The sequence below is a fragment of the Minwuia sp. genome (assembly GCF_048263705.1).
Classification (GTDB): domain Bacteria; phylum Pseudomonadota; class Alphaproteobacteria; order Minwuiales; family Minwuiaceae; genus Minwuia.
On record NZ_JBLXDV010000008.1, the window covers coordinates 41,283 to 68,091 of the forward strand.

General features: G+C 59.0%; 30 protein-coding genes and 1 tRNA gene. 13 read left to right on the plus strand and 18 right to left on the minus strand.

Going from position 1 to position 26,809, the window contains the following annotated elements; genetic code table 11:
- The first annotated feature begins 147 nt into the window (after positions 1 to 147).
- On the plus strand, positions 148 to 1,143 hold the full coding sequence (locus ACN0X7_RS12635) for a DUF3179 domain-containing protein (RefSeq protein ID WP_417517759.1): 996 nt from the start codon (positions 148 to 150) through the stop codon (positions 1,141 to 1,143).
- Between the two features lie 3 nt (positions 1,144 to 1,146).
- Here the strand turns inward: ACN0X7_RS12635 and ACN0X7_RS12640 are convergent, their stop codons facing one another.
- Positions 1,147 to 1,665: a hypothetical protein gene (locus ACN0X7_RS12640; RefSeq protein ID WP_417517761.1), complete on the minus strand. Its 519-nt coding sequence runs from the start codon at positions 1,663 to 1,665 to the stop codon at positions 1,147 to 1,149.
- Between the two features lie 204 nt (positions 1,666 to 1,869).
- On the opposite strand from ACN0X7_RS12640, the gene ACN0X7_RS12645 reads away from it, so the two are divergent.
- The 9 genes from ACN0X7_RS12645 to ACN0X7_RS12685 all read left to right on the plus strand — a co-directional run bounded on the left by ACN0X7_RS12645 (position 1,870) and on the right by ACN0X7_RS12685 (position 12,512).
- The gene (locus tag ACN0X7_RS12645) at positions 1,870 to 2,715 is read left to right on the plus strand and encodes a division plane positioning ATPase MipZ (protein ID WP_417517763.1); all 846 of its coding nucleotides are present in this window, start codon (positions 1,870 to 1,872) and stop codon (positions 2,713 to 2,715) included.
- A 149-nt stretch (positions 2,716 to 2,864) separates the two neighbouring features.
- On the plus strand, positions 2,865 to 5,636 hold the full coding sequence (gene gyrA / locus ACN0X7_RS12650; RefSeq protein WP_417517765.1) for a DNA gyrase subunit A: 2,772 nt from the start codon (positions 2,865 to 2,867) through the stop codon (positions 5,634 to 5,636).
- Between the two features lie 35 nt (positions 5,637 to 5,671).
- Positions 5,672 to 6,169, plus strand: a complete 498-nt coding sequence (gene coaD / locus ACN0X7_RS12655) for a pantetheine-phosphate adenylyltransferase (protein WP_417517767.1) — start codon at positions 5,672 to 5,674, stop codon at positions 6,167 to 6,169.
- A gap of 9 nt (positions 6,170 to 6,178) precedes the next feature.
- Positions 6,179 to 7,216, plus strand: coding sequence for a tRNA preQ1(34) S-adenosylmethionine ribosyltransferase-isomerase QueA (queA, locus tag ACN0X7_RS12660; RefSeq protein ID WP_417517769.1), 1,038 nt, complete (start codon positions 6,179 to 6,181; stop codon positions 7,214 to 7,216).
- Positions 7,213 to 8,340, plus strand: coding sequence for a tRNA guanosine(34) transglycosylase Tgt (gene tgt, locus ACN0X7_RS12665; RefSeq protein ID WP_417517771.1), 1,128 nt, complete (start codon positions 7,213 to 7,215; stop codon positions 8,338 to 8,340). Before queA ends, tgt begins: the two co-directional genes overlap by 4 nt.
- A 32-nt stretch (positions 8,341 to 8,372) precedes the next feature.
- A complete protein-coding gene (locus ACN0X7_RS12670; protein WP_417517773.1) occupies positions 8,373 to 9,572 on the plus strand; it encodes an acyl-CoA dehydrogenase family protein in 1,200 nt (399 codons plus the stop codon).
- A 117-nt stretch (positions 9,573 to 9,689) separates the two neighbouring features.
- Positions 9,690 to 9,765: transfer RNA gene (locus ACN0X7_RS12675), tRNA-Lys, on the plus strand.
- Between the two features lie 136 nt (positions 9,766 to 9,901).
- Complete coding sequence (locus ACN0X7_RS12680) at positions 9,902 to 10,681, plus strand: hypothetical protein (RefSeq protein ID WP_417517775.1); 780 nt, start codon at positions 9,902 to 9,904, stop codon at positions 10,679 to 10,681.
- A 52-nt stretch (positions 10,682 to 10,733) separates the two neighbouring features.
- Complete coding sequence (locus ACN0X7_RS12685) at positions 10,734 to 12,512, plus strand: 7-cyano-7-deazaguanine synthase (RefSeq protein WP_417517777.1); 1,779 nt, start codon at positions 10,734 to 10,736, stop codon at positions 12,510 to 12,512.
- A gap of 3 nt (positions 12,513 to 12,515) precedes the next feature.
- Here ACN0X7_RS12685 and ACN0X7_RS12690 read toward each other — a convergent pair whose 3' ends face one another.
- The 14 genes from ACN0X7_RS12690 to ACN0X7_RS12755 all read right to left on the minus strand — a co-directional run bounded on the left by ACN0X7_RS12690 (position 12,516) and on the right by ACN0X7_RS12755 (position 22,577).
- On the minus strand, positions 12,516 to 13,574 hold the full coding sequence (locus tag ACN0X7_RS12690; protein ID WP_417517779.1) for a tyrosine-type recombinase/integrase: 1,059 nt from the start codon (positions 13,572 to 13,574) through the stop codon (positions 12,516 to 12,518).
- Complete coding sequence (locus ACN0X7_RS12695) at positions 13,552 to 14,058, minus strand: helix-turn-helix domain-containing protein (protein ID WP_417517781.1); 507 nt, start codon at positions 14,056 to 14,058, stop codon at positions 13,552 to 13,554. Before ACN0X7_RS12695 ends, ACN0X7_RS12690 begins: the two co-directional genes overlap by 23 nt.
- Entirely contained in the window at positions 14,058 to 14,261 is a 204-nt protein-coding gene (locus tag ACN0X7_RS12700; RefSeq protein WP_417517783.1) for a helix-turn-helix transcriptional regulator, read from the minus strand. The genes ACN0X7_RS12695 and ACN0X7_RS12700 overlap by 1 nt, the downstream gene beginning before the upstream one ends.
- Positions 14,262 to 14,795: 534 nt before the next feature.
- Entirely contained in the window at positions 14,796 to 15,503 is a 708-nt protein-coding gene (locus ACN0X7_RS12705) for a copper resistance protein B (protein WP_417517785.1), read from the minus strand.
- A gap of 3 nt (positions 15,504 to 15,506) precedes the next feature.
- On the minus strand, positions 15,507 to 17,441 hold the full coding sequence (locus ACN0X7_RS12710; RefSeq protein ID WP_417517787.1) for a copper resistance system multicopper oxidase: 1,935 nt from the start codon (positions 17,439 to 17,441) through the stop codon (positions 15,507 to 15,509).
- A gap of 22 nt (positions 17,442 to 17,463) precedes the next feature.
- Positions 17,464 to 17,991, minus strand: a complete 528-nt coding sequence (locus tag ACN0X7_RS12715) for a cupredoxin domain-containing protein (protein WP_417517789.1) — start codon at positions 17,989 to 17,991, stop codon at positions 17,464 to 17,466.
- A gap of 128 nt (positions 17,992 to 18,119) precedes the next feature.
- Positions 18,120 to 18,476 carry a hypothetical protein gene (locus ACN0X7_RS12720; protein ID WP_417517791.1) on the minus strand — a complete coding sequence of 119 codons (357 nt, stop codon included), beginning with the start codon at positions 18,474 to 18,476 and terminating at the stop codon, positions 18,120 to 18,122.
- A 153-nt stretch (positions 18,477 to 18,629) separates the two neighbouring features.
- On the minus strand, positions 18,630 to 19,046 hold the full coding sequence (locus ACN0X7_RS12725) for a DUF411 domain-containing protein (RefSeq protein ID WP_417518039.1): 417 nt from the start codon (positions 19,044 to 19,046) through the stop codon (positions 18,630 to 18,632).
- A gap of 181 nt (positions 19,047 to 19,227) precedes the next feature.
- The gene (locus ACN0X7_RS12730) at positions 19,228 to 19,782 is read right to left on the minus strand and encodes a methyltransferase family protein (RefSeq protein WP_417517793.1); all 555 of its coding nucleotides are present in this window, start codon (positions 19,780 to 19,782) and stop codon (positions 19,228 to 19,230) included.
- A complete protein-coding gene (locus tag ACN0X7_RS12735) occupies positions 19,779 to 20,402 on the minus strand; it encodes an SCO family protein (protein ID WP_417517795.1) in 624 nt (207 codons plus the stop codon). Before ACN0X7_RS12735 ends, ACN0X7_RS12730 begins: the two co-directional genes overlap by 4 nt.
- Positions 20,402 to 20,833, minus strand: a complete 432-nt coding sequence (locus ACN0X7_RS12740; RefSeq protein WP_417517797.1) for a copper chaperone PCu(A)C — start codon at positions 20,831 to 20,833, stop codon at positions 20,402 to 20,404. Before ACN0X7_RS12740 ends, ACN0X7_RS12735 begins: the two co-directional genes overlap by 1 nt.
- A 57-nt stretch (positions 20,834 to 20,890) precedes the next feature.
- The gene (locus ACN0X7_RS12745; protein ID WP_417517799.1) at positions 20,891 to 21,550 is read right to left on the minus strand and encodes a DsbA family protein; all 660 of its coding nucleotides are present in this window, start codon (positions 21,548 to 21,550) and stop codon (positions 20,891 to 20,893) included.
- Positions 21,547 to 21,969 (minus strand): disulfide bond formation protein B, encoded by a 423-nt coding sequence (locus ACN0X7_RS12750; RefSeq protein ID WP_417517801.1) that lies wholly within the window; start codon positions 21,967 to 21,969, stop codon positions 21,547 to 21,549. The genes ACN0X7_RS12745 and ACN0X7_RS12750 overlap by 4 nt, the downstream gene beginning before the upstream one ends.
- A 5-nt stretch (positions 21,970 to 21,974) precedes the next feature.
- Positions 21,975 to 22,577 (minus strand): SCO family protein, encoded by a 603-nt coding sequence (locus ACN0X7_RS12755; protein ID WP_417518041.1) that lies wholly within the window; start codon positions 22,575 to 22,577, stop codon positions 21,975 to 21,977.
- A gap of 134 nt (positions 22,578 to 22,711) precedes the next feature.
- Here ACN0X7_RS12755 and ACN0X7_RS12760 point away from each other — a divergent pair, with 134 nt between their 5' ends.
- From ACN0X7_RS12760 to ACN0X7_RS12770, 3 genes are all read left to right on the plus strand, one after another.
- The gene (locus ACN0X7_RS12760) at positions 22,712 to 23,140 is read left to right on the plus strand and encodes a MerR family transcriptional regulator (protein WP_417517803.1); all 429 of its coding nucleotides are present in this window, start codon (positions 22,712 to 22,714) and stop codon (positions 23,138 to 23,140) included.
- A gap of 138 nt (positions 23,141 to 23,278) precedes the next feature.
- Positions 23,279 to 23,725 carry a methyltransferase family protein gene (locus ACN0X7_RS12765; RefSeq protein WP_417517805.1) on the plus strand — a complete coding sequence of 149 codons (447 nt, stop codon included), beginning with the start codon at positions 23,279 to 23,281 and terminating at the stop codon, positions 23,723 to 23,725.
- Positions 23,726 to 23,740: 15 nt separating this feature from the next.
- A complete protein-coding gene (locus ACN0X7_RS12770) occupies positions 23,741 to 24,376 on the plus strand; it encodes a cation transporter (RefSeq protein WP_417517807.1) in 636 nt (211 codons plus the stop codon).
- 35 nt (positions 24,377 to 24,411) lie between these two features.
- On the opposite strand, the gene lspA is transcribed toward ACN0X7_RS12770, so the two are convergent.
- From lspA to ACN0X7_RS12785, 3 genes are read right to left on the minus strand one after another with little or no spacing between them, the layout of a single operon-like run.
- A complete protein-coding gene (gene lspA, locus ACN0X7_RS12775) occupies positions 24,412 to 24,921 on the minus strand; it encodes a signal peptidase II (protein WP_417517809.1) in 510 nt (169 codons plus the stop codon).
- A gap of 10 nt (positions 24,922 to 24,931) precedes the next feature.
- Positions 24,932 to 26,290 carry a TRAP transporter large permease gene (locus ACN0X7_RS12780; RefSeq protein WP_417517811.1) on the minus strand — a complete coding sequence of 453 codons (1,359 nt, stop codon included), beginning with the start codon at positions 26,288 to 26,290 and terminating at the stop codon, positions 24,932 to 24,934.
- The gene (locus tag ACN0X7_RS12785) at positions 26,287 to 26,793 is read right to left on the minus strand and encodes a TRAP transporter small permease subunit (protein WP_417517813.1); all 507 of its coding nucleotides are present in this window, start codon (positions 26,791 to 26,793) and stop codon (positions 26,287 to 26,289) included. Before ACN0X7_RS12785 ends, ACN0X7_RS12780 begins: the two co-directional genes overlap by 4 nt.
- Positions 26,794 to 26,809 lie beyond the last annotated feature (16 nt).

Consider the following 26,809-nt stretch of genomic DNA (forward strand, 5'->3'; position numbering starts at 1 on the left):
CTTCTCGAACACGTAATATTATTTCGTGATTTTTGCTGTGCAGCAAAACCATGTGCGCTGCAATATTGCGGAAATTCGTCACGGCGTTGTGTGTCGTCCGTGCAGTTGCGCTGCAGTAGATTGGCGCAAACGGACCGGGAGATGTCGATGAAGCGGATCGCAATGCTGGGGTTCATGCTGGCGCTGCTGCCGATGGCGGTGCTGGCCCAGACCGACGAGCAATACATCCAGTACTGGAAGTCGGAGTGGCCGAAGACGGACTTCACGAAGAAATCCGTGGATTTCGACGAGATCCTCCATGGCGGACCGCCGAGGGACGGGATCCCGCCGATCGACGAACCTGCCTTCGTGCCCGTGGCCGAGGCGGAGGGGCTGGAAGACAATCAGCCCGTCATCGGTGTCGTCATCAATGGCGAAGCCAAGGCGTATCCGCTCAGCGTCCTGATGTGGCACGAGATCGCCAATGACGAACTTGGCGGCGTGCCGATCAGCGTGACCTTCTGTCCGCTCTGTAACGCGGCGATCGTGTTCGACCGGCGGCTGGATGGTCGGGTGCTGGATTTCGGCACGACGGGCCGGCTGCGCAATTCGGACCTGATCATGTGGGATCGCCAGACCGAGAGCTGGTGGCAGCAGTTTCTGGGTGAGGCGATCATCGGTGAACTGACCGGCAAACGCCTCGACGTCATCCCGTCACGGCTGGAGTCCTTCGCAAGATTCAAGGCACGTGCGCCGGAAGGTCAGGTCATGGTGCCTTCGGGCCGCTACACGCGCAACTACGGCCAGAACCCCTATGTCGGCTACGACTCGCTTGCCAAGCCTTTCATGTACCGCGGCGACATGCCGACCAACGTACCGCCGCTGATGCGCGTCGTCTCGCTGGGCGAGGAGGGGGCGTGGAGCATGGCCCTTGTGCAGGACAAGAAGGAGATCGACGTGGGCGAGGGGCGCGTCATCCGCTGGGAACCCGGCCAGTATTCGGCACTGGATGAGAATGTGATCGCCCAGAGCCGCGACGTCGGAAATGTCACCGTCACCAGAACGGTCGATGGCAAGGAAGTCGATATCGTGCACGGGATCGACTTCGCATTTGCCTACCATGCATTCTACCCGGACTCGCCGATCCATCACCTGCCGGAATAGGGCTCACCCGTTCTTCTGGGCATCGCGGCAGATGGCGGTTGCGCCGATCGCAGGCTTCGGCTCGACCAGGATGAAGGAAACCGGATCCGTCGGCGTCTGGATCTGCAGCACGCCGTCCTGCTGCATCAGATAGAGCTCGGCGTTGTGCAGCCGCAGGAACAGGCTCTTGCCCACATACTCGGCCTTTACCTCCTCCAGTCGCTGGTCGCCGACGGAGACCTGTACGGACATCATGCTGTCGGAGAACCGGGGCGGCCAGTTCGGATCGAACACCTGGAACGCCCATGCCCCATCGGGCTGGGCGTTGAACGAGATCCGCTGTCCGTTTTCATACAGCACCGTCGCCATGCATTGCTGCAGCGGGCCGTCCTTCTCGATGATCGCGATGATCTGCCAGATGCCGACTTCGGCCACCCGGACGATCTCGATCTCCTCGTCCTGGGCCGGTGCCACGGTTGCCGGGAGGCACAGGAACAGCGCGGCTGCCGCGATACGCAGACGCTTCCAGAATGCCCTGATCATGCCGACCTCCATCCCTGACGTGAATGTTGTTGCGATACGAACGATGCGGTGTTCTGACATGGTTGCCGGACCGCGTCCACGCAAGCCCGTCAGCCGCGCGGCCCGGCCGTACGGGTTTCAGGCCGCGTTGCGCCATCCATCAGTTGCCTCGGTGGCTGATTTCCGACTATGCAGGCGGCTCATCTGCTGGGAATCGACGCAACAATGAACACCTCCGCACACGCCATCGTCGTCGGCAACGAAAAGGGTGGTACGGGCAAATCGACGACTGCAATGCATGTGATCGTGTCCCTGCTGAAGGACGGTTTCACAGTCGGTGCCATCGACCTGGATGCGCGCCAGGGCACGCTGAGCCGCTATTTCGCCAACCGCGAGGCGACGGCGCACCGTCGCAGGATGCCGCTGCCCATGCCGGAGCGGGCGGCGGTGATGGTCTCCGACGATCCCGAGGCTGATCGGGAAAAGCTGTTCGCGATCCTGGGTGATTTTGCGCCACGGCTGGACTACGTCGTGATGGACTGTCCCGGCCATGACAATTCGCTGAGCCGCCTGGCACACAATTTCGCGGACACGCTGATCACGCCGCTGAACGACAGTTTCGTCGACCTCGACAATCTGGCGGATGTCGATCCGGAGACCTTCGACATACGCAAGCCCAGCCGCTACGCCGAGACGGTCTGGGAGGAACGCAAGCGGCGGATGCTGCGGGATCGCGGGTCCGTCGACTGGATCGTGCTGCGCAACCGCCTGAGCCAGCTTGACGCCAAGAACAAGCGCCGGGTCGGCGAGGTGCTGGAGCGTCTGAAGGATCGCATCGGGTTCCGCTCCGCGCCGGGCCTTTCGGAACGGGTGATCTATCGGGAGCTGTTCCTGGACGGGCTGACCCTGCTGGATGTGATCGATGCCGGAAAACGCCCCGACGGCGGTGTTGAACTCAGCCTTTCTCACGTCGCCGCGCGCCAGGAACTGCGCGCGCTGATGGACGCGCTGGAGTTACCGGCGAAGCCCGCCTCCGGCGCAACCGAACCGGTGGCCGCAAAGGCCTGCTAGCGCTTGCCGTCTGCTGTCAGGCGGGCTATTAAAAACCCTTATCTATCTCACTGATTCTCTGCGGTTTCATGACGGTCGGGACATTTTCGTTTCTGGCTGTTCTCTCGGCGTAGAAGACGCGGACTGCGGATCACTGGAGGCCCTGCCACTTGGCCAGCGAAGACGACCAGAAACCGCCCATCCCCGCCGGGGACGTCGCTCCCATCGGCATCGTCGAAGAGATGCGCCAGTCCTATCTGGACTACGCGATGAGCGTGATCGTCTCGCGGGCGCTGCCCGACGCGCGCGACGGCCTGAAGCCCGTGCATCGGCGCATCCTGTTCTCGATGAACGAGAGCGGCTACACGTCCGACAAGGCGTACCGCAAGTCGGCACGCGTGGTCGGCGACGTGATGGGTAAATATCATCCGCACGGCGACAGCGCGATCTATGACGCGATGGTCCGGATGGCGCAGGACTTCTCCATGCGCCTGCCGCTGCTGGACGGCCAGGGCAACTTCGGCTCGATGGACAATGATCCGCCTGCGGCCATGCGCTACACGGAAATCCGGCTCGACAAGGCCGGCGAGGCAATGCTGGAAGACATCGATCTGGATACGGTCGATTTCCAGGAAAACTACGACAACACAACGCGCGAACCGACGGTTCTGCCGTCGCGCATTCCGAACCTGCTGGTGAATGGCGCGGGCGGCATCGCCGTCGGCATGGCGACGAACATTCCACCGCACAACCTGGGCGAGGTGCTGGATGCCTGCCTGGCGCTGCTGGACAATCCGGCGCTGACCGCCGAAGACCTGATGGAATTCGTGCACGGACCGGACTTCCCGACGGGCGCAACGATTCTGGGCCGTGCGGGTGCGCGCTCGGCGCTGCTGACCGGCAAGGGCTCGGTCATCATGCGCGGCAAGACCTCGATCGAGGAAGTGCGCAAGGACCGCTTCGCCATCGTCATCCACGAAGTGCCCTATCAGGTGAACAAGGCCGCGATGCAGGAGCGCATTTCCGAAGCGGTCAAGGCGAAGCGTATCGAGGGTATCTCCGAGATGCGCGACGAATCCGACCGCGACGGTGTGCGCGTCGTGATCGAACTGAAGCGCGACGCGGTGCCCGAGGTCGTGCTGCACCAGCTCTATCGTTTCTCGCAGTTGCAGACCTCGTTTGCCGTGAACAGCCTGGCGCTGCTGGGCGGGCGGCCCGAGGTCATGAACCTGCGGGACATGATCGACGCGTTCGTGAAGTTCCGCGAAGTTGTGATCACCCGGCGGACCCGGCACCTGCTGGGCAAGGCACGCGATCGCGCACATGTGCTGGTCGGTCTGGCCATCGCCGTCGCCAACATCGACGAGATGATCCGGATCATCCGCTCCGCGCCCGACCCGGCAACCGCACGGCAGCAGATCATCGAACGCGACTGGCCTGCGGGCGAGGTCGAGGCGCTGGTGAACCTGATCGACGATCCGGGACACCGGGTCGTGGACGGCCGCTACCGCCTGTCGGACGGGCAGGCGCGTGCGATTCTGGACCTGCGCCTGCACCGCCTGACCGCGCTGGGCATGGACGAGATCGGCAATGAACTGGAAGGTCTGGGCGTCAAGATCGCCGACTATCTGGATATCCTGTCGAGCCGCTCACGCCTGGTCGAAATCCTGCGGACCGAACTGACCGAAGTGCGCGAGAAGTTCGCGACACCCCGCCGGACGACCATCGAGGACGTCGAGTTCGAGCATGACGAGGAAGACCTGATCCCGCGTGAGGACATGGTCGTGACCGTCAGCCACAACGGCTATGTGAAGCGTGTGCCGCTGTCGACCTATCGCGTGCAGCGCCGCGGCGGCAAGGGCCGGTCGGGCATGTCGACGCGCGACGAGGATTTCGTCGCCAAGGTCTATGTCGTGAATACGCACACACCGGTGCTGTTCTTCTCGTCGGCGGGCAAGGTCTACAAGATGAAGACTTATCGCATTCCGCTGGCGCAGCCGAACGGACGGGGCAGGGCGATGCAGAACCTGCTGCCGCTGGAGCAGGACGAGGTGATCAACACCTTGCTGCCGCTGCCCGAGGACGAGGCCGAATGGGGCAATTATCAGCTCATGTTCGCCACCCGCTCGGGCAATGTGCGGCGCAATCTGCTGTCGGATTTCGGCAACGTCATGTCGAACGGCAAGATCGCGATGAAGCTCGATGAAGGCGACAGCATCGTCAATGTCCGCATCTGTACCGGCGATGACGATGTGCTGCTGGCGCTGGCCGGCGGCAAGTGCATTCGCTTCCGCGCCGACGACGTGCGCATCTTCAAGGGGCGCGATTCGACGGGCGTGCGGGGCATCCGTGTCGCGCCGGGCGACCGCGTCATCTCCATGTCGATCCTGCGCCATGTGGATCGCGACCCGGCCGAGGCGCGCGCCTATCTGAAGCATGCGGCAATGCTCAAGCGCGGACAGAACAGCGAATCGGAACCCGTTGAGATTGCTGATGAAGAGGCGGGGGGCGAGGATCTGGTGCTCAGTGCAGAACGCATTGCAGAACTGGGGGCCGCGGAGCAGTTCATCGTCTCGATCACCGAGAACGGATACGGCAAGCGCAGCTCTGCCTTCGAGTACCGTGTAACCGGTCGAGGCGGTCAGGGCATCGTCAATATCGTGACCAGCGCGCGCAACGGGAATGTCATCTCGTCCGGGCCGGTCGAGGACGGCGATCACCTGATGCTGGTGACCGACGGCGGCAAGCTGATCCGTATCCGGGTTGACGAAATCCGGATCGCGGGGCGGAATACGCAGGGCGTGACCCTGTTCAGTGTGGGTGAAGGCGAACGCGTCGTTTCGGTGACCCGCCTTTCGGATGCCGATGACGACGAGGAAGTTTTGGATGTCACCGGCACTGATGACGGTGGCGAGGAGAGTGAGGGCGGTCCGGAAGACTGACCGCAATTGCATTCGCTGGGGAGGGAACGCAATACATGTCACGTGAGATCGTCGGGTTATATCCCGGTACATTCGATCCCATTCATCTGGGACATTTCGATATCATCCGGCGCGCCGCGCGACTGGTGGACCGTCTGGTGATCGGCGTTGCCATCAATGCGGGGAAGGGGCCGCTGTTCACGCTGGAAGAGCGTGTGGAGATGGTCGAACACGAGGTGGCCTCGTTCGAGGGGCAGGTCGAGGTGCGCCCGTTCGAGGGCCTGCTGATGCATTTCGCCGAGGAATGCGGCGCACGCGCCATCATTCGCGGACTGCGCGCGGTCTCGGACTTCGAATATGAAATGCAGATGGTGGGCATGAACGTCAGGCTGAACGCCGACATCGAGACCGTCTTCCTGATGGCATCGGACAGTCACCAGTTCATTGCCTCGAAACTGGTCAAGGAGATCGCGATCCTGGACGGCAACATCAAACCGTTCCTCTCGGCGACGGTCGCGGACCGGTTGCTGGCGAAGGTCGCCGAACGGGGTTGATTCCATCCATTGAAAGTCGATCTGTTTGATTTCGAGCTGCCCGAGGAACGGATCGCGCTGCGGCCTGCCGTGCCCCGGGAGAGTGCGAAACTGTTGCAGGTCGGACCGGACCGGACTTCGGATCATCTGATCGGCGATCTGCCGGGCCTGCTGCGACCGGGAGACCTGCTGGTCGCGAACGATACGAAGGTGATCCCGGCGCGGTTGCGCGGGCTGCGCGGTGCGGTGAAGATCGAGGCGACGCTGCACATGCGGCTCGCCGGTGACTGCTGGGCCGCGTTCGCGCGGCCGGGGAAGCGCCTGAAACCCGGCGATACCATTGTGTTCGCGGATGATTTCACCGCGCGGGTTGAAGAGAAGCGTGACGGCGGTGAGGTCGTTCTGCGCTTCAACCGGGGCGACGCCGATCTGATGGCGGCGCTGCATGGTGCGGGCGAGATGCCGCTGCCGCCCTACATCGCATCGAAGCGCGCGACCGACGCGCAGGATCTGGACGACTATCAGACCGTGCTGGCCGACCAGCCGGGCGCGGTCGCCGCACCGACGGCGGGGCTTCACCTGACGCCAGACCTTATCGCGCGTCTGAAAGGGGCGGGCATCGAACTGGCCCGAGTGACGCTGCATGTCGGCGCGGGCACCTTCCTGCCGGTCAAGGTTGACGACACCGAGGATCATCGGATGCATGCCGAGATCGGTGAAGTCGGCGCGGAAGCGGCGTCGGCGTTCAACCGGACGCGGGAACGCGGCGGACGGATCGTCTCGATCGGCACCACCTCCCTTCGCCTGCTGGAGACGGCGGTGCGTCCGGACGGGCGGTTGCAGCCCTATGCGGATGCGACCGACATCTTCATCACGCCCGGCTACAGGTTCCGTGCCGTCGACGTGCTGCTGACCAACTTCCACCTGCCGCGGTCCACCCTGTTCATGCTGGTGTCGGCCTTTTCCGGGCTTGAGAGGATGCGCGCCGCCTACGCCCATGCTATCGGGCACGACTATCGCTTCTATTCCTATGGCGATGCGTGTCTGTTGCACCGGGTGGACCCATGACGGCTTTCGGATTTCAGGTTGAGGCGACCTCGGGGGCTGCGCGGGCGGGACGGGTCTCGACCGCGCATGGCGAGATCGAGACGCCTGTGTTCATGCCCGTCGGCACCGCCGGAACGGTGAAGGCCATGCTGCCGGGCTCGGTGAAGGCCACGGGCGCATCGATCATCCTCGGGAACACCTATCATCTGATGCTCCGCCCCGGCGCGGAGCGTGTGGCCTCGCTGGGCGGGCTGCACCGGTTCATGAACTGGCCGGGCCCGATCCTGACGGATTCGGGCGGTTTTCAGGTCATGTCACTGGCGGGGCTGCGCAGGCTGGATGAGGATGGCGTCACATTCGCGAGCCATATCGACGGACAGAAAGTGAAACTGACGCCGGAAAGCTCGACGGAGATCCAGGACCTGCTGGACGCGACGATCACCATGGCCTTCGATGAATGCACGGAATATCCCGCGCCCCACCAGAAGGCCGCTGAGTCCATGCGACTGTCGATGCGATGGGCCGAGCGCTCGCGCAATGCCTTCCGGGCGCGTGCGGGTTATGGCCAGTTCGGCATCGTCCAGGGCAGCACGTTCGAGGACCTGCGTCAGGAATCGGCGGAAGCCCTGACCGGTATCGGTTTCGAAGGCTATGCCATCGGCGGGCTGGCTGTGGGCGAGGGGCAGGACGAGATGTTCCAGGCACTGGATTTCACGACACCGATGCTGCCTGCTGATCGGCCCCGATATCTGATGGGAGTCGGAAAACCGGGCGATCTGGTCGGTGCGGTGATGCGCGGCGTCGACATGTTCGATTGTGTGGCGCCCACGCGCTCCGGCCGCAACGGCCAGTGCTTCACGCGCCGGGGCACGGTGAACCTGCGCAACGCGCGCCATCGCGATGACCCGAGGCCGCTGGACGATGAATGCGCCTGTCCGGCGTGCACGGACTACAGCCGGGCCTATCTGCATCATCTCATCAAGGCGAAGGAGATACTCGCCGCCATGCTGATGAGCTGGCACAATCTGCACTACTATCAGCAGTTGATGCGGGGCATGCGGGCGGCCATTCTCGGGGACACGCTGCCCGATTTCGCGGAAAGCTTCGCGAGCGCGCAACGCGCCGGGGATATCCCGCCGCTGTAGACCGGCACGTGTGCCGAAGGAGAGCGATCAGCATGGACATACGCCTTTCCGCGGAAGACGAGGCTTTCCGGCAAATGGTCCGCACCTGGCTGGAGGGGGCGCTGACCGAAGATCTGCGCGACAGCGCCCGGAAGCGCACGAGCCTCTGGCAGGACATCGATACCGCGATGGCGTGGCAGCGCATTCTCCACCAACAGGGCTGGGCCGCGCCCGACTGGCCTGAGGCATACGGCGGTACCGGCTGGACGATCATTCAGCGCTACATCTTCGCACAGGAATGCATCCGGGCCGAGACGCCCGCCCTGATCCCGATGAGCCTGAAGATGTGCGGTCCGATGCTGATCGGGCACGGTACGGATGAACAGAAGGCTCACTATCTGCCCCGTATTCTCAGCGGTGAGGACATCTGGTGTCAGGGCTATTCGGAACCGGGGGCGGGGTCCGATCTCGCCTCGCTGCGGACGATGGCGGTCGGGGACGGCGATGACTACATCGTCACCGGGACCAAGATCTGGACCAGCTATGCCCAGCACGCCAACATGATGTTTGCGCTGGTCCGGACCTCGACGGAAGGCAAGCAGCAGGAAGGCATTTCGTTTCTGCTGATCGACATGACCTCGCCGGGTATCACCGTGAAGCCGATCATCAATATGGCCGGGGCGCATGAGCTCAACCAGGTCTTCTTCGACGACGTTCGCGTCCCGAAGGCGAACCGCGTCGGCCCGGAGAACGGCGGCTGGACCGTCGCGAAATATCTGCTGCAGTTCGAGCGGTTCTCGATGGGATCCATCGAAATCCACCGCACGCTCGACAAGGTGGCGAAGCTGGCGCGGATCACCCCGGTCGGTGCGGCCACGCTGGCCGACGATCCGGCCTTCGCGGCCAGCCTGAGCCAGCTTCGCACCGCGAATCAGGCGCTGGAAGCCACGGAACAGCGCGTGATGGCCAGTCTCAGCGCAGGTCATTCGCCCGGCCCGGCCTCGTCTTTCGTCAATATCCTGAGCGCGGAGACCGCCCAGCGTGCCGACGAGCTTGGCGTGGAAGCCTGCGGCTACTTCGCGGCACCCTGGCAGCCAGAGGCGCTGGAGCCGGGCGTGAACCGGGCGCCGGTCGGGCCGGAGATCGCGGTGCCGCTGGTGCCGACCTGCCTGTCGAACCGCATGAAAACGATCGCGGGCGGATCGTCCGAGGTCCAGCGCAACATCGTCGCCAAGGCCATTCTGGGGCTTTGAAATCCTGTTCCCGGCAGCCGCCGTTTGCGAACCGCGGACGACCCGGAGGATTGCGTCCGGTTTGCGTGGCGGAATGCTTGACCACCTGACCCGCTGCACCTAAGTTCCGCCCCGCGTGGGCCCGTAGCTCAGTTGGTAGAGCAGCTGACTTTTAATCAGCGGGTCACAGGTTCGAATCCTGTCGGGCTCACCATTAATTTCAATAACTTGCAGAATTTTTCCAACCTTTGCGCACCTGATGGGTAAGCGCAGGGTAAGCATTTGCCTCTTTGTTTTCCTTTGCATCACGCTCTTGCGTGCGTCAGCCTTGTTACATCGGGGAGTGCACCATGGGCCATATTAGGCTCGGCACCTTGCCACAATCAAAGAAGTGGCGTGATGTCGTCGGAATGCTTGAGGCAGGAGCATCGGTTGATGCCATAGCGGAGGCGGCTGCAAAGGCCTCCGAACGCGATCTTGCGCGTGCCAGTGCAGATCCAAGATTCCAATTTGTCACCTCTCTACTGGTTCGGTTGCCAATGTTGGCCAGAGCACCAGGCTTTGAAGATGCCTTGAGAGATCTCGGAGCCGGAGAGAATGCGCTCTCGTCTGTTACCGGACTACTGGCCGGTCTGGAGCGGGCGATTGATCGCCAAAGCTTTGTTGCCGGGAGTTCTTCCGATGCGGGGGAACTGGCGAAGGCGGCATTGCTCGAAACGCTTTCTGTGCAGATGCGTGACCGATTGCCGACGCTGTTCGACCCAACCGCTCAGGAAATCCGCGCTGCTTTGGGCAGTTTTGCTTCCGGGAAGGAGTTCGCAAGTCTCGCCCGCAGTTTCTATGCGCGTCTCACCTATCGTTCGCTCGACTATTATCTCAGTCGCGAGTTTGCCAGGCATACTGGCGAAGAGCGACGGTTCGCTGACGACACGCAGCGAATGGATTTTCAACAAGCACTCGCACAACACACCTTCGAGGTATCGCGAATAATCCAGGAATTTTCCGGCGGCTGGTACGGCAAGACCGTCTGGCAAAGGAATGCCCTGGATCAAGACGCCATCGATCAATTTTCGCGGTACGCATTCAAGAAGATGAGGTCGGAACTTGGGCGCCGCCGCGATACCGCCTGAGCATCGCGTCCAATGCTCGCCTCCATCCGGCCAGGGCCGGAGCGACGAGGAGTTGCGCTTCGAGATCGACGGCGCACCGGCCGGCGTGAAACTACGCATCAGCCGATTGACGCGACAACTTGTGGCTGAGCTGCCAAAGCGCGCGCATGATTTGCTGGAAATCGCGGCTCTGGTCTACGGCGTGGACGCAACCATCCGCCGTGGCGGTAGCGCAGACCAGCAGATGGGGGCGAAATGGCACCGCCGCTTTGTCGTGGAGATGCCGGTCAGGGATCAGACTTTCTGGGTTCGCGATGATGTCCGCGCCGCGTTGGAGGAAATGCTGATGTTCCTCTCCGGCGACAGGTTCGTGTTTGCGTTCTCACAGAAGGACGATCTGGGGGCCGATCAGACGCGGTTTTTCAAATTTGATCCAGACAGCGCATGGCAGGCGACCCGCGTGTTGATGTTCTCCGGTGGCCTGGATTCCTTCGCCGGCGCATTGGAAGAGGTCGCTGAACACGGTCAGCGTGTAGCCCTGGTCAGCCATTTCTCTGCCTCGAAGATCGCACCGGTCCAGCGGAAACTTCAGAGTACACTTCTCGATAGATTCGGTCCGGACTCCTGCCGCCACGTCCCGGTTCAGGTTCAGATGACTGCGGGCTCAATGAAAGAGGGCACCCATCGAAGCAGATCTTTTCTGTTTGCGGTTCTGGGCGCCATTACTGCCCAGGCATTCCGCCTCGACCGAGTGTCTTTCCATGAAAACGGCGTTGTCAGCTTGAACTTGCCACCCGTCGGCAATGTGCTTGGAACACGCGCGACGCGCACGACACACCCACAAACACTTACCCGGTTTACCCGTCTGCTGCGGCGGGTTTTCGACGCAGGCATGAACGTAGACAACCCGTTCTTCTGGCGTACAAAAAAGGATGTGGTCGAGACCGTGGCGCGGCTCGGAATGGCCGATGAAATCGCGGATACACGGAGCTGCGCAGATGTCCATAATCAAACCAAACAACACCCGCACTGCGGACGCTGCTCTCAGTGCATCGACCGTCGCTTTGCTTTGCTGTCTGCTGGAATGGAGAGATTCGATCCAGGTGAGGCATATCGTATGTCCCTGATGGATGACCCACGTCATGGCGCCATCGACCGGGAGATTGCTTTGTCCTACCTGCGCAATGCGTTGGCTTTTGAACACATGCGGCCGACGGACCTTGAGTGCGCCTTTCCGGCAGTGCTGGACGCGGTCAACCATCTGGACAAGCCTGCGCCAACTGCACTTGAAATGATTGCCAGCCTCTTGAACCGGCATGGCGCCGGTGTCGCTCAGGTCATGCGCCAAACGCTGTCGAAGCAAGTCAGTGAGAGTTTTCCGCCGGGAAGTCTGCCAAGGCTGTTTGGCGATGTACAACGACCAGCAATCCTGCCGACGGTGAAAACGCCTGCAACACAGCCTGAGGCCAGGAAACCGGATCACCTTGTCATACAGATCGGCAAGGGTGACGGCGCGGTCAGCTTCGATCCCCCCGTGTCCCTGAGAGGCCCGGCGACAGCAGCGTTGCTGACCGAACTGGCTGAAGAATGGCTCGCCGGAGCTGGCGAGGGCCTGCCTCCCTTGGACTTCCCACTGATTAGGGCGCGGGACCTGGCACAGCGTCTTGGGCTGGGAAGTGAGGAGGCTGTACGACGCAGAGTCAACCGCGCGAGAAAGCAGCTAGAGGCGGCCTTTGACTCCGCTGGTCTCGATCCGGATCTGGGAGGCCGGTTGATAGAAAACCTGCCGTGGCATGGATATCGACTGACTCCGGAGATGGTGACCGTGCGCAGGCATAGGCCCGGAAAATAAATCTCATTCGATAGTCTTGAAATCGTCCACAAGCGGCCCTCGCTGGCGATACCGGCTCATCAACTCCATCTGGCGTCCGGGCGCAACTGATCCGTAGGACCGGAAAGTCGTAAGTACATCCTCGTGGCCCATGTTTTGTGACCAGGCTTTGTAGTCCTCTGGCGTTCGGCAATGATCCTTTGCCAGCTCTGCGATGGTGTCCCGAACGCGGTGCGGCGAGAACGGAGGAAACCCCGCATCGACGAATGCTTGCTTGAATATTTTCGATGCGCTCGATGCACTGGCCCAAGGTTCCCGGAGAATACCCATGGCTTCGAACCTGCGAGATGGCCCGACATGGACATGGGTCTTCGGGAACAGCGGGTCACTTGTGCTGAACAGATGGTCTCGCTTCAGCTCTGATATCCAATCGGTCAGAATCCTCTCGAGCTCCTCGCCCATCGGGTAGAATGCTGTCGTGAAGGAACTGCCGAACTTGGTGTTGACCTGACGACCATTGAACTGGACGCATCGGTTCGGGATGTCCACGTGGCCAAGGCGCAGTGAGATTGCCGCGCCTTCACGGGACGCTGTAAGAAACAGAAATGCAAGGAGCGCACGATCCCGGCGCTCGATAACCGATCTGGTCGGCATGCGGGCGATGACGTGCCTGGCCTGGTCCGGCGACGGATGGGGCTTCCACAGCGATCCCCGCCGCGCATTCTCGGACTTGCGATCTGGTGTCAGATAATCGGCATCAGCGCGGCTGATCCTTGACTTGTATCCGGTCTGATCCGCCAGCCAGTAGAAAAAGCCCTTCAGTTCGCGCAGTATCCCGTTGGTGGTCGATGCAGCAAGCGATGCGCCCGTCCGCGCGTTGCACAACCCGTTCAAGTGCCTTTTGAAGGACCGGGCGCGCTCGGAATGGAATGCCCGAAAATCCTTCCCGGCAAGCCAATCATCGTATTGTGTAATCGCGGCGGCGGCCTTGTCGATGGAAGTTTCCGAAAGACCCCGAGCATCCCTTAGCCAGACAAGGTATTTGCGCTTGATCCGCTGATTATCGCTGTTGCGCTTTGCCATGGTTCTGGCGCTCCCTTGCGAAAGTGACATTTGAATGGGGATCGATACGGGACACTAGTCTTGGGGGAGCCCTCTGAACCGTCACCTCGATCTTCGCCTTGATCTTCTCCAGATCGGTTCGTCGCACGACCTTGTGCATCAGGGCTCCACAGGCCGGGCAGAGGCCTGTCAGACGTCCGCTGTCAGCTGTTTGCTGGACGTAATCGGCGATCTTGCCATCAGGCTGCCTTGGTGCCTTGCAGCCCAGACAGAAGCAGTGATGCAGCGCCAGCTTACATCGCGCCTTGCGAACACGCATTCCGAGGAACGCCTTCAGATCACGTCCGTCGATGAGCCACGGCTTCTGACCTGTGTCGGCTGGCAGGCCATTCAACTTTATCCAGCGGGTTACGGTCTGCTTGTGGCAACCCAGCGTGTCGGAGACTTCCCAGACGGTGTAGACGCGATGAGTCTTAAGCCTGTTAACAGGAAAATTCCTGGCCATCACACGTCTCCTGCGCCAATCGGACCATGCGTGTTCTGACAAAGCTGCGCCGCCTCGTATGCCTCAACCTCCGTCTCGTCATAGAGAACCCGAGCTCCAATCTTCAGGAACTTCGGCCCCTTTCCGAGCCAACGCCATTGTTCCAGCGTTCGCGGAGACATATGCCAGCGCATTGCGAGTTGAGATTGTGTGAGCTTCGCCATCGAAACCTCCATCGGATCTACGAGGCATACCGTGTCAGTACTGCCTGCTTGTGGAGATCAATATGAACTTCGATGCCGTCCAAATATGTGGACACCACACAAGGAAGGTGTGACCTAATGCGCCTGTAAGTATCTGACTCTACTTGGTTCAACGATCAAAGTTGTGACGCAAACATCAGAAAGCATCGCACACTCCAGTTTCCAAACCAGATTGGTGCCGGCTTCTGGCATTGAACAATACTGGATTTGTGCGACTTCTTCGGTGAGGGTGTCTTGTAGGGGATCAAGCTGCAGACCTGGCCCACCAGATTTACTTGGTCGGTGGCACATCATGTTTGACGCTGTCGGCCGCTATCCGGACCGTTCAGCACTGGGGATCCATCACCAAGCTGAAGCCCGATGAATGTCATCGCCCAATGCAGAACATCATCAAGATTGCTCATGCAACAGCTTCAAAATTTACATTGTAACGGATGTAGGCATCCAGCGAACTGTCCAGCCCGGCAGCAGATGGGCACTGCCGGGCTGCACAGATCAGAAGATGAACCGCGCACCAATCACAAAGAAGACGGCACCAGCATCCTCACCTCCGGCCCGGGCCAGATCCGCTGTCTCGCCGAACTTCCGCTCATAGTGAACACCGACATAGGGTGAGATCAGACGGTCTACGAGGTCGTAGCTCAGCCGTCCGCCCACTTCGAGCGTCGGACCGAACGCACCGTTGCCAACTGCCGGATCGTCCGTGAACGGAATATCCAGTTCGATGCTGGGCACGAAGATGATCCGGTTCGTGATCAGACCTTCATACTCAACTTCGAACCGCGCAGACGGATTCTCCGAGATGAACAGATCGGCATCGACTTCGAACCATTGTCTGGTCAGACCATGCAGACCAATCACGCCATGGATGCGATCTGGGCCTTCCGGTGTGTCCAGCCGCACGCCGACCACGGCGTCAAAGAAATCGGTAACCGGAGTTTGCAGCCGGAACTGATTTTCCAGGGTTTCGAAACTGTCTTCGCCGGTGGCGTATTCTGCCTCGCTTCGCAGGACGAACTTCAGCTCGTCCTTGCCCACGGAAGCATCCAGGTCCCAGGCAAGAATGTCCGAGCCTTCACCAACCCGGTACTCCGCCTGCTCTACCTGGATGCCCCAGACAACGGATTCAGCCGAGGCCACAGGCGCGAAGAGATAGGCCGAGGCGAAGAACGCCCCGACCCCAAGTCCCATCAATTTACGCATCTGTCAGCCCTTCTCTTCGCTGGACGCATTATCCGCGGAAGATTGCTTTTCTGATGGGCCACCTTCGACGATCACTTTCCGGAACATGCCGGTATCTGCGTGGTAGGAGAGATGGCAATGGAAGGCCCACTCACCCGGCGCATCGACTTCTGTCTCCATATAGACTGTGGTGCCTGGCGCGACGCTGACGACATGCTTGATCGGATTCCATTTGCCGGCGCCGACGTCGAGAATTGACCACATGCCATGCAGATGCATCGGATGAGTCATCATCGTCGTATTGATGAACTTGAAACGCACGCGTTCGCCATACTGCAATACGATTGGGTCGGCATCCTCATATTTCACGTCGTTCAGCGACCACATGTATCGCTCCATATTGCCCGTCAGTTCCAGTTTGATCTCTCGAGTGGGGGGACGATCCGCGTAGAGCGGGTTCTGTGCCTTGAGATCTGCGTAGGACAGGAACTTGCCACCATTCGCAGCTTCCGGCGCCAGACCGCTGCCTGGCGCGTAGAACGGGTCAGCACCCTTGGCCATTGCGCCATGGTCCATTTCACCGTCCTTCTTCGGCATGGCATGGCCCATCTTGGAATGGTCCATCCCGCCATCCTTCTTCGGCATGGCATGGCCCATCTTGGAATGGTCCATCCCGCCATCCTCCTTCGGCATGGCATGGCCCATCTTGGAATGGTCCATTTCACCGTCCTTCTTCGGCATGGCATGGCCCATCTTGGAATGGTCCATCCCGCCATCCTCCTTCGGCAGGGCATGGCCCATCTTGGAATGGTCCATGCTTTCGCCGGTAATGGCAGCCAGGGTGTCGTGACCGCCAGAGCCATGGCCGCCGTGTCCACCCCCATCAGACATGTCCATACCCGACATATCCATTCCGGACATCCCCATGTCCGCCATGGTCAGCAACGGATCCTTGCGCATCTCCGGCACTTCTGCTGTCAGGCCTTCGCGGGAGGCAAGCGTTCCGCGGGCATAAGCGGTGCGCCCCATCGATTCACCGAATATGGTGTAAGCCCTGTCCTCGGTCGGCTGGACAATCACATCGTAAGTCTCGGCGACAGCGATACGAAGCTCATCGACAACCACGGGCTGAACATTCTGACCATCCGCTTGTACCACCGTCATTTTCAGACCCGGAATGCGGAGATCGAAGTAGGTCATTGCCGAGGAATTGATGAAGCGAAGGCGCACACGCTCGCCAGGCTTGAACATACCGGTCCAGTTCTGATCCGGCCCCTTGCCGTTGATCAGCGGCGTGTAGCCGTGAACATCCTCGATGTCGGTCGGCATCATACGCATCTCGCCCCAGTCGCCCCGGTCCGAGAGTGCCTTGTCGAGGCCCTTTTCTCCGGCGTCATCGAAGAAATCGAGCAACGTGCGCTGCTTTCGATTGTAGTAGTCCGGCATCATCTTGAGGTTGCGCATGATGCGGTCGCCCGAATGCGGGTGCGCATCCGTCAACTGGACAACGTACTCGCGGTCATAGCTGTAGGGTTCGCGCTCCTTTGGTTCGATGACAAGGGCGCCATAGGCTCCGTCCGGCTCCTGAAAGCCTGAATGGCTGTGGAACCAGTAGGTGCCGTTCTGCACGATGGGAAAGCGGTAGGTGAAAGTTTCACCCGGCGCGATACCCGGATAGCTGATCCCAGGTACACCGTCCTGTTGATAAGGCAGGATCAGGCCGTGCCAGTGGACAGACGTGTCCTCGGACAGGTTGTTTGTCACGTTGATCGTGACATCTTCACCTTCCTTGAACCGCAGAACTGGACCAGGCGTTGCCCCGTTGTAGCCGATGCCCGTCTTGGTGAAGTTCCCGGTGTCGATCTCCACACGATCAACCGTGAGATTGTACTCGCCAGCGAGCGCCGGGGCTGAAAGCCCCAGCGCCACAATGGCGGCAGTCAGATTGCGAATACGCATGTTCATGCCTCCATTCGACCTGTCAGTGGTTGAGCTTGATCGGTCCGACCATGCCGGACTGATAATGGCCTGGGACGTTACAGGCGAACTCGAGCTTCGCCTCTGTGTCGAACGTCCAGACAACCTCCGCTGACTGCCCGGGCTCCAGCAACGCGCTGTTGGCATGATCGTGGCTCATGCCGCCCTCTCCGTGCTGCATCTTGTCGTGACGGATCCTGTCAATCTCCAGCACACCCTTCTCCATCATCTCCATCATCTGCGGCTGGTGTTCCGCATGAGATTTGGGAGTTCCGATATTGAACTCGTGAACAAGTTCACCCTTGTTCACGACAACGAAACGGACTGTCTCGCCTTCCTTGATCTCAAGCTTCTCGGGCTTGTAGTAGGTGTCATACATTTCGACGGTGATCGAGCGGGTCGTGGCAGACGCCTTTCCCGGATAACCGATTTCTGATTTTTCGGATTTCTTGTGGCCATGCCCGCCGTCATGGCTGCCGGCTGCAAGGACAGGTTGGCTCATGGCAACGATGGTTGCCGACGACAGGGTCATGAACAGACCCCGCACGCTTGCGAGAGATTTCATTGATATTTCTCCTGATCATGCGCCCTTCACCAAGGGATCAGACGCACCAGTTCGATTGAGGATCGGCCGTTCGACCGATCAGTTGACTGTGTGACTCAGGAATAGGTCTTTGGTGGGGGCGAACGACATTCAGGACAGGCCGGAAAGACTGCGCGCGCAATGGAGCTGTCCCAAGCTTCTCCTGGAACCTTTTCCGCTTGCTCAAGCTGAATCATCCCCAGCCCAGCACAAAATCCGTGCTCGCAGGGGACAACGATCGAACAAAGCAGCTTGTCGTGGCTCGCCTTGTCTCCGGCCATCGACTGGTCCGGCCCTGCATGGTTGCCGCTGTGCATGTGCTCGTGGGACCGCAAGTCGATAAATGACCCCGCAGCCATGACAGCCGCAGGCATCATCAGCATTGCCAATGTCATACCCGCAATCAGGCGCCGCATTCGGACAAACCACATCATTGTGGCATCCTGAAGGTTCCATCAACTGGAATGTCAATCACCAAGAATGCACGCGAGTTCAATGCTGGTCATCGCATCATCGGACCATTCGTTCGAACTTACGCAAACACACAGCTCGGCAAGTCACTTGACCACCGAAGGATTGAACTTCTGTCAAGTTCCCGAGTAGCTCGAGTAGATCTCCGTGGTGCCATCCTTCAGGATCAGGAAAACGTCGTAGGCTTCACGCTCATCCTCCGGCCCCATCCCCGGCGAGCCATAGGGCATTCCCGGAACAGCAAGGCCAATTGCGTCAGGACGCTCGCTGAGAAGCCGTCGAATATCCGCTGCTGGTACATGGCCTTCGATCATATATCCTTCGACCATGCCGGTGTGACAGGAGATCATTTCCTGGGGCACGCCGCTGTCCAGCTTGTGCCGAATTAGCATTCCCGGAAGCATATCCTCGCTTGTTGTTGCAAAACCGTTTTGCTCTAGATGCTTGATCCACAGGATGCAGCAACCGCAACCACGCGTCTTGGCCACGTCAATCGTAATCGCTTCGGCAAGCGCTTGTGATGTCGGCAACATCACGAGCGTCAAGGCGGCGGCAAGGATGAAAGATCTTCTGGGTAGCAAATTCTGAATCATTTTCGGCCTCGTCCTTTATCTCACGCAGACCAACCCGGTTGTTTACCTGAACGTGGTCCTGCTTTAAGTCCGTTCCGGCTGCCAGGTTCCCGCAAAGTCAGTCGCGACATCGCTAGTCCAATCAAAAGAAACGCGGAACTTCGGATTTGTAATCTCTGTATTCCTGTCCGTATTGCATTTCCAGCCATGGTTCTTCGACGATCGGTGCCAGAAGATACATCAGCGCCCAGGCTGACAGGAGGATCGCAACGGAGGTCTGGAAAGAGATCAGCCCCCAACCTGCGATACCAATCCAGGTCGCCACATAGACAGGATTACGGCTACTTGCGAACCAGCCTTTTGTTTTCAATCCCTGCTTTTCGCCGAACGCGTTTCGCCATCCCATGCTGAAGGTGATCCTGAAAGCCAGTCCAAATCCGATGATCAGCAAACCGGTCCCAAAAACATATCGAGCTATTGGAAAGGGCGCTGTTGAGAACTCGAAGGCAAGAATGGTCAGTACGATAAGCGGATATACGAACCCACGAAAGAGCAACTTGAAGGTCCGGTGCTGCCAGCTTCCCTTGGAAGGAGGTGGAAAGAACTGGAATCCTTCCACCTTCATGGAAACAGCGCTCAGTGCAAAGATGCTGATCACGGATAACAGCGATACCAGAAATGCAATTTGCTCAATCATTTCTGGTTCTGATCCGATTCAAGCGCACGGAGAATTTTCGGAATGGCGAACTCTTTCGGTTCGTGAGCGTCAATCGTACTGATAAACCTGCCGTTCGAGGTGAACAGGAAAACGCTTGCAGTGTGGTTCATCAGGTAACCATCGGAACCGGTCGAGACCTTTTCGAAAGACGCGCGGAAGCCCTCCGCAGCACGTCGTATTTGATCCGGTGAGCCTGTCCAACCCCGGATGGCGGGATGAAAGTTCGTTACATACTCCGCGAGCACTTTCGGTGTGTCACGTTCCGGGTCAACCGTTATGAATATGGCATTCAGTCGCCTGGATCTGTTCTCGATCTCCTCCAGCCAACCAGCAATGTGAATCAGAGTAGCGGGACAAACATCCGGGCAGTAGGTGAAGCCAAAGAAAACGAGGGAGGCATTGTCCATAATTGTATCGGGGCCAACCGCATTGCCTTCGTGGTCTATCAGGCTGAAATCCATGGCAGACAGGGCCATTGGCCGTTGTCCACGCGGGTCCCGTGCGCCGGGCCCATCGACCTGCCACCACCCGACGAAAAGCGTGAGGCTGAGCACGACAAACAATCCCGCCCCGTATGCCAGGGGCTTTGCTCTGGTCATCAGTTCCCAGGTCCGCGAGAGGTAAACCCCAGTATCGGCACACGAACGATCACGCTCCCATGATCGCCGAAGTCCAGAGACAGGACATAGCTTTCGCCTTCAACCATGGGCCGCTGAAGCCTCATAAGCATGAGATGTAGTCCACCCGGCTCAAGTGCGATCGTGCCGTTGGGCGGAATCTCAAGATCAGCCACCCTCGCCATGGAACTCACACCACGGTCGTTTGTTGATGTCCGATGAATCTCCAAGATTGCTGCCAGATCTGTACTGACGGTGCCAAGCGTGAGCACGTCGTCCCCATTGTTGCGGATCGTCATATAGGCGACGCCGGGCCTCTTGGTGCCGATGGAGGCGCGCGACCACGCGTTCTCGACGACCACATCGTCCGAACCGGCAAAGGCCGGAGCGCTCGAGAACACGAAAAGGAGCATCAGGGAAATCCACCTGATCTCCTTCAATGATCCGGGACAGCATGCCATGATCTCCGATCATCCCTTCACTGCGGCGACTTCCGTTGCGACCAGCGCCCTCAACTCTGCTTCCCCGAAGCGTTCAAGCGGCTTCCCATTGACGAAGAAGGTCGGCGTCTTCTGGACACCGACTGTATTCACATCAGCAAGATCCTGTTGAAGGATACGTGTCGTCTGGGGAGCCTGCATCTGCGCCCCTGCCGCCTCATGATCAAGACCCGCCGAAACGGCCATCTTGTAGAGAACATCCGGTTGCATCTTGCCGTGCGCTGCCCATTGCGGCTGGCCCCACAGGATATAATTCAGAATTTGCTCGAACTTGCCCTGAGCGCGCGCCGCTTCAAGGATGCGGACAGCCACTTCAGATGTTTCGCCATGAAACGGCGTGTACCGTATGACGACACGGACGGCATCGCCGTGCTCCTTCATGATATCTTTGACGATAGGATGAAAGGCGCGGCACGCCTCACAAGCCGGGTCGAAAAATTCCACGATAGTTACTGGCGCATCTTTCGGACCAAGGATTGGCGAATGCGGCCGGATGAGTGCCTGAGCGAATGTTGAATCGACTGCGGGCGCTTTAGCTGTTGGTGCGGGCCTGGTAGCGTACCACGCTGCGCCGCCAAAACCGGCAGCGCCCACGGCAAGAACAGACAGTATCAGTGTGCGGCGGTTCATTCAGTTCTCTCCTTGAGCGAGAAAGTGGACAGCAGCGCTATCAAAGCAAAAGCAACAAGCGCCAGAAGTGGAATCGGGATCCCGAATACGACTTGGTTGTCATCGGTGCATGATGGGCCGGAAGCGGTGCAGGGCTTGATGCTTTCCGGGATAACGCCGACGTACAGGCCCAGATGCCAGAGCGCCACCGCGCCACCGCCGATTGCCAGAATAATCCCGTAACGCCCGATACGGGGATCTCGCCACCAGAGGCCAAGTCCAAGGACAATCGCCAGAGGAAACATGAAGGCCCGCTGGAACCAGCACAGATTGCACGGTGTCTGCCCCAGGACTTCACCAATGAAAAGCACTGACAGAGAAGCAGCCAGCGCGACGATCCAGGCTAGAACGAGTGCGGTTTCTCCCGAAATTCGGCGCATGAGTGTCAGAGCCTCGCTTTCAGATCGGCAAGAATTTCCTCGGCCGCCGTGCCATACGGCCAGGAATCTGCAAACCCCGCCTGAGGATCAAACAACAGAAGGTGCGATGTATGACTCATCATGTAGCCGTCCGGTGCAGAAGCCTCTTCAATCTTCTCGTAGAAGATCGGGAATGTCTCGGCGGTGCTGGCAATCTGATCCGGCGTACCTGTGAGCCCAACAATGCCGGCCCCGAACAAGGGCATAAACTCAGCCAGGGCTTCCGGCGTGTCCCGCTCGGGGTCGATCGATATGAAGATTGGCTGCACATGGGAAGACTGATCTCCCAGACTTTTCATGACCGCAGCAACTTCGGCCAAGGTTGTCGGGCAGATATCGGGGCAATTGGCGAAGCCGAAAAACACCAGCATCCAGCGCCCCTGATAATCCTTCTCCGTTCGAACGATACCTTGATGATCGGTCAGTTCAAATGCTGCGCGAAAAGCCGTTTCAGCCGCTTCTTCACCTTTCTCACCCTGCCCACTTGTTACCCATTGGAGAGCAACGAAGGTCAGGAGGGCGGCGCCCACCAGAACCCAAAGAACCCTTCGAAATATTGAAAGTCGCATACCCATATGCCCGAACCCGGTCCGCAATTTGATGCTTGGGTAAAGGCTCTAGCAGCTAGAGGGTCAAGCCGAAAATTGGTACGGCTTCTCCAGCGCACATCTCTATAGTAGCTATAGATATCAGGAGGCCAATAATGCTCACTATCGGGAAACTTGCAAAGAAGACCGGAACCAAGGTTCAGACCATCCGCTATTACGAGCAGATTGAACTGATGCCGGAACCGGGAAGGACGGAAGGTGGCCAAAGACGCTACGGGGACGCCGAGCTTGATCGCCTCGCATTCATCCGTCACTCGCGGCAACTTGGGTTTTCGCTGGACGCCATTCGGGAGCTTCTGGACCTCAGCGACAACCCCGACCGGCCTTGCGACGAGGCCGATGCCATCGCGCGCCGACAGCTCAAACAAGTCGAACAGCGACTGTCGCGCCTGAATGCCTTGCGCACGGAGTTGAAACGCATGGTGCGGGAATGCAGCGGCGGTCATACAAGCGATTGCAGGGTCCTCGAAGTGCTTCGTGATCACTCGGAATGCCTTACTGATCATCAGGATCCGAACGGCTGAACCCTGGACTGCCGAGCTACTCCGTGTGCATTGGAACTCGCAGATGATTGCTGATACGCGGAGGCTTCACTTTTTCTCTTGAACCTATAGTCACTAGAGCAATTACATTGCCGTCATCGTCAAAAGAGGAGCGGTTCGATGAAGGTCCCACCAGTTGTTCAAGTTCTTGTTGCAGGAGCCCTGGCTTGGGGCCTGCGTGAGCGCCTGCCAGTCTGGCAGTTCGACGGCACATTGGTGACCGTTGGGGCCTGGATCGCCTGTATTGTGGGTGCTGGATTTCTGGCCGTCGCGCTCAACATCTTCCGCATTCACAAGACGACCTTTGATCCCCTGAACCCGTCCAAGGCTCAGAAACTGGTTGTGTCAGGAATTTACCGCATAACCCGCAATCCGATGTATGTCGGTTTGGCGTTCTTGCTCTTGGGGTGGTGTCTCTACCTCGGGGACTTGATCGCGTTTCTGGCGATACCCTTGTTCGTGTTGTCCATGAACCACCTGCAAATCAAAGCGGAAGAAAGCGCGTTGCAGGACAATTTTGGCGACGACTATTTGCGGTACACGCAGCGCGTGCGACGCTGGCTCTGATGCTGGAGAAACGACATGGCTAATTGTTGTGGAAATGATGCCAAGTTTGATGGCGTCTCGGATGATTACAAACGCAGGCTTTGGATCGTCATCGCGATCAACGCCGTGATGTTCACAATCGAAATGATTGCCGGGCAATACGCGGAGTCACAGGCGTTGCAGGCCGATGCGCTCGACTTCCTGGGCGACACGCTGACATACGGGATCTCACTTGCGGTCATTGGCGCGTCTGTGCGCATTCGTACAAACGCCGCTTTGGCCAAGGGCATCAGCCTTATGCTGATGGGCGCATGGGTGTTCGGTTCGACCATGTATCGTGTTTTCTACACCGGCGTACCAGAAGCCGGGATCATGGGTGTAATCGGCTTGATGGCCCTCATGGCCAACCTCGCCAGCGTGTTCATCCTGATGGCTTACAAGGACGGTGACTCCAATGTCCGATCAGTCTGGCTGTGCTCCAGAAATGATGCGATTGGCAACATTGCCGTCATGATTGCCGCGCTGGGCGTTTGGGGAACGACCACAGGATGGCCTGACCTGATTGTCGCCTCGATCATGGCCGGATTGTTCCTGTCATCTTCCGTACAGATCATTCGCCAGGCGCTTGAAGAACGCCGCGAGGAAAATGCTCACACTCCCACAGCCGCATGACGGCTGTGGGATAACGGTGCTCGCCAAATATGATCTTAGGCACTCCCGCTTTTTCCGGGTGCTTTCACGGCTTCTGATCTGGAGAAAATGATCAGAACGCAGCCCAGAAAGATAGCGCTGTCCGCCAGATTGAAAACAGGCCACGCCCAGCTTTCATAGTGAAGAAGGATGAAATCGGTAACAGCGCCCTGGCGAAACCGGTCAATGATGTTGCCCAAAGACCCGCCGACAATCAGCGCAGCACCGTGAGGGGGAAAGAATGAGTTTGGCCGGAATGCAAACGCCGCAATCCCCATCGTTACAGCGAGCAACACCGAGGCGAGGACAACTTGCTGATTGCCCAACGTGTCTGTCAAAAGACCAAAGCTGACACCGCTGTTGAAACTCAAGACAAACGAAAAGAACGAGGTGACCTGAATTTCCACAGCACGGCTGGCGATGAGGACGATAGCCGCGTACTTGGAAGCTTGATCAACGACGATGACCGACACGATCACCATGACGATGACTGCAATTCTCGACTTTCGACTCGTTTCAACCATCATGTCCCGATCTCTAATTGAGCAAGGCGGTGGGCAGCCAGATCACGATCTGGGGCATGAAAAGCACGAACCCAATGACCATTAGCTGCATGGCCACCAAGGGCACAACACCTCTGTAAATCTGCATGATATTGATTTCCGGCGGCGCCGCACCTTTCAGAAAAAACAGCGAGAACCCGAAGGGCGGCGTCAGGAAAGAGGTCTGCAGCACAAGCGCGATCAGCGCTGCGATCCATACTTTCGCCAATGGTGCTGACCCCACATAGGCAGCGAAATCCAGGTCTCTGATGACGGGATACAGGATTGGCAGAGACACCAGAATGATCTCGATCCAATCGATAAAGAATCCGAGGACGAACAGGATCAACAGGATGATCAGCAGGATCTGAAAATCCGATATTGCCAGCCCGTCAAACAACCCCTCCGCAATATCGTCGCCACCATAAAAACGAAACACCAGGGAGAAGATACTGGCCCCCAGCACGACAAAGAACACCATTGCCGTCAGGATCATTGTGCGATGAAGCGCCTGCTTCAGAAGTGAGAAATCCGGGCCGCGATAGACGAAAATCAGTCCGGCGGCGCCGATGGCGCCAACCGCCGCCGCCTCAGAAGGTGCAACGATGCCGGAAATGATTGCGGCAAGAACCAGCAGGATCAAACCCACCGGCAACACGAAGCCACGCAGAACGTATCTGGCGATGGAAATGTCCGACTCTTCGTCACCGGTCACAGAGGCAGCTCGCGGCCTCAGAATGTCCATGACGACAAAGTACGTCGCAAATACCAGAGCGAGGATGAGCACCGGAACAATAGGCGCGAGGAACACTGATGCGATTGTTGCTTCGAGCGCGTCAGAAAGGAAAAACAGCATGATGGCCGGGGGCGCGATCACGCCGAGCGTCCCGGCTGCCGCGATGGCTCCCGTCGCAATCTCTGGTCGGTAACGCTGCTCCAGCATTGTCGGCAACGCAGCCAACGTAATCGTCGCCACCGATGCTCCGACAACACCTGCCATCGGCGCCAGCAGAAGGCCGATGATGATAACCGAAACGCACATGTTGCCGGGAATCTTGGAGATCAGCTTCTGCAAACAAAGCAGAAGCTCGCGCGCAGCCCCGCTCATCTCCAGCGCCACCCCCATGAACAACAGCAGCGGCACGGCTGGATAAACAAGGTTCTCTCCGATCGCGCTGTAGATGCGATACGGGATCAGAAAGAACGATTGGATCGGAAATTCATCGATTGCCAGTCCCAGGACCGCGAAACCGATTCCAACCCCGGCCAGAACGCCACCCACCGGAAAGCCGCTGAACAACAGCAGCGCAAGCGTGACCAGCATCAATATGGGAAGATGATCGACCAGGATCATTTCGGTTCACTCCCGTCTCGCCTGACAGTTCCCGCAAGACGAACGCAAGCGGCGAGTAAGAGAAACAGCGCCCCGGCCGGCAGTGCGGCCTTTATGATCCAGCGGGAGGACAAGCCCAATGCCGCCCTCGAGCCTTCATCCTGCACAAATGATATCCAGGCCATGCGCGAGCCGAACCAGAGAATGGTGAGCGCAAGTGGAATCAGAAGGACGATAAGCAGGGTGCGTTCGGTCCTCTCACGCCAGATTGGCGTAAGACGTTGCCGAATGACATCGACGCGCACATGCTTGTCGATCAAATAGGTAAACCCTATTCCGAACATCACGCAGGCAAAAAAGAAATGCCAGGTCAGTTCCTGCAAAGGTGTCGAGCCGAGTTGAAGGAATCGTCGCGTCGCAATATCGAATATTGAGGTGAGCGCCAGCCCCGGAAGAAAGACAAATGCTGCGATGTTCCCCGCCAACGCGACCACGCGGTGCGCCAAACCGTTTGATCCTGACATGCTGCCACTCCCTGCC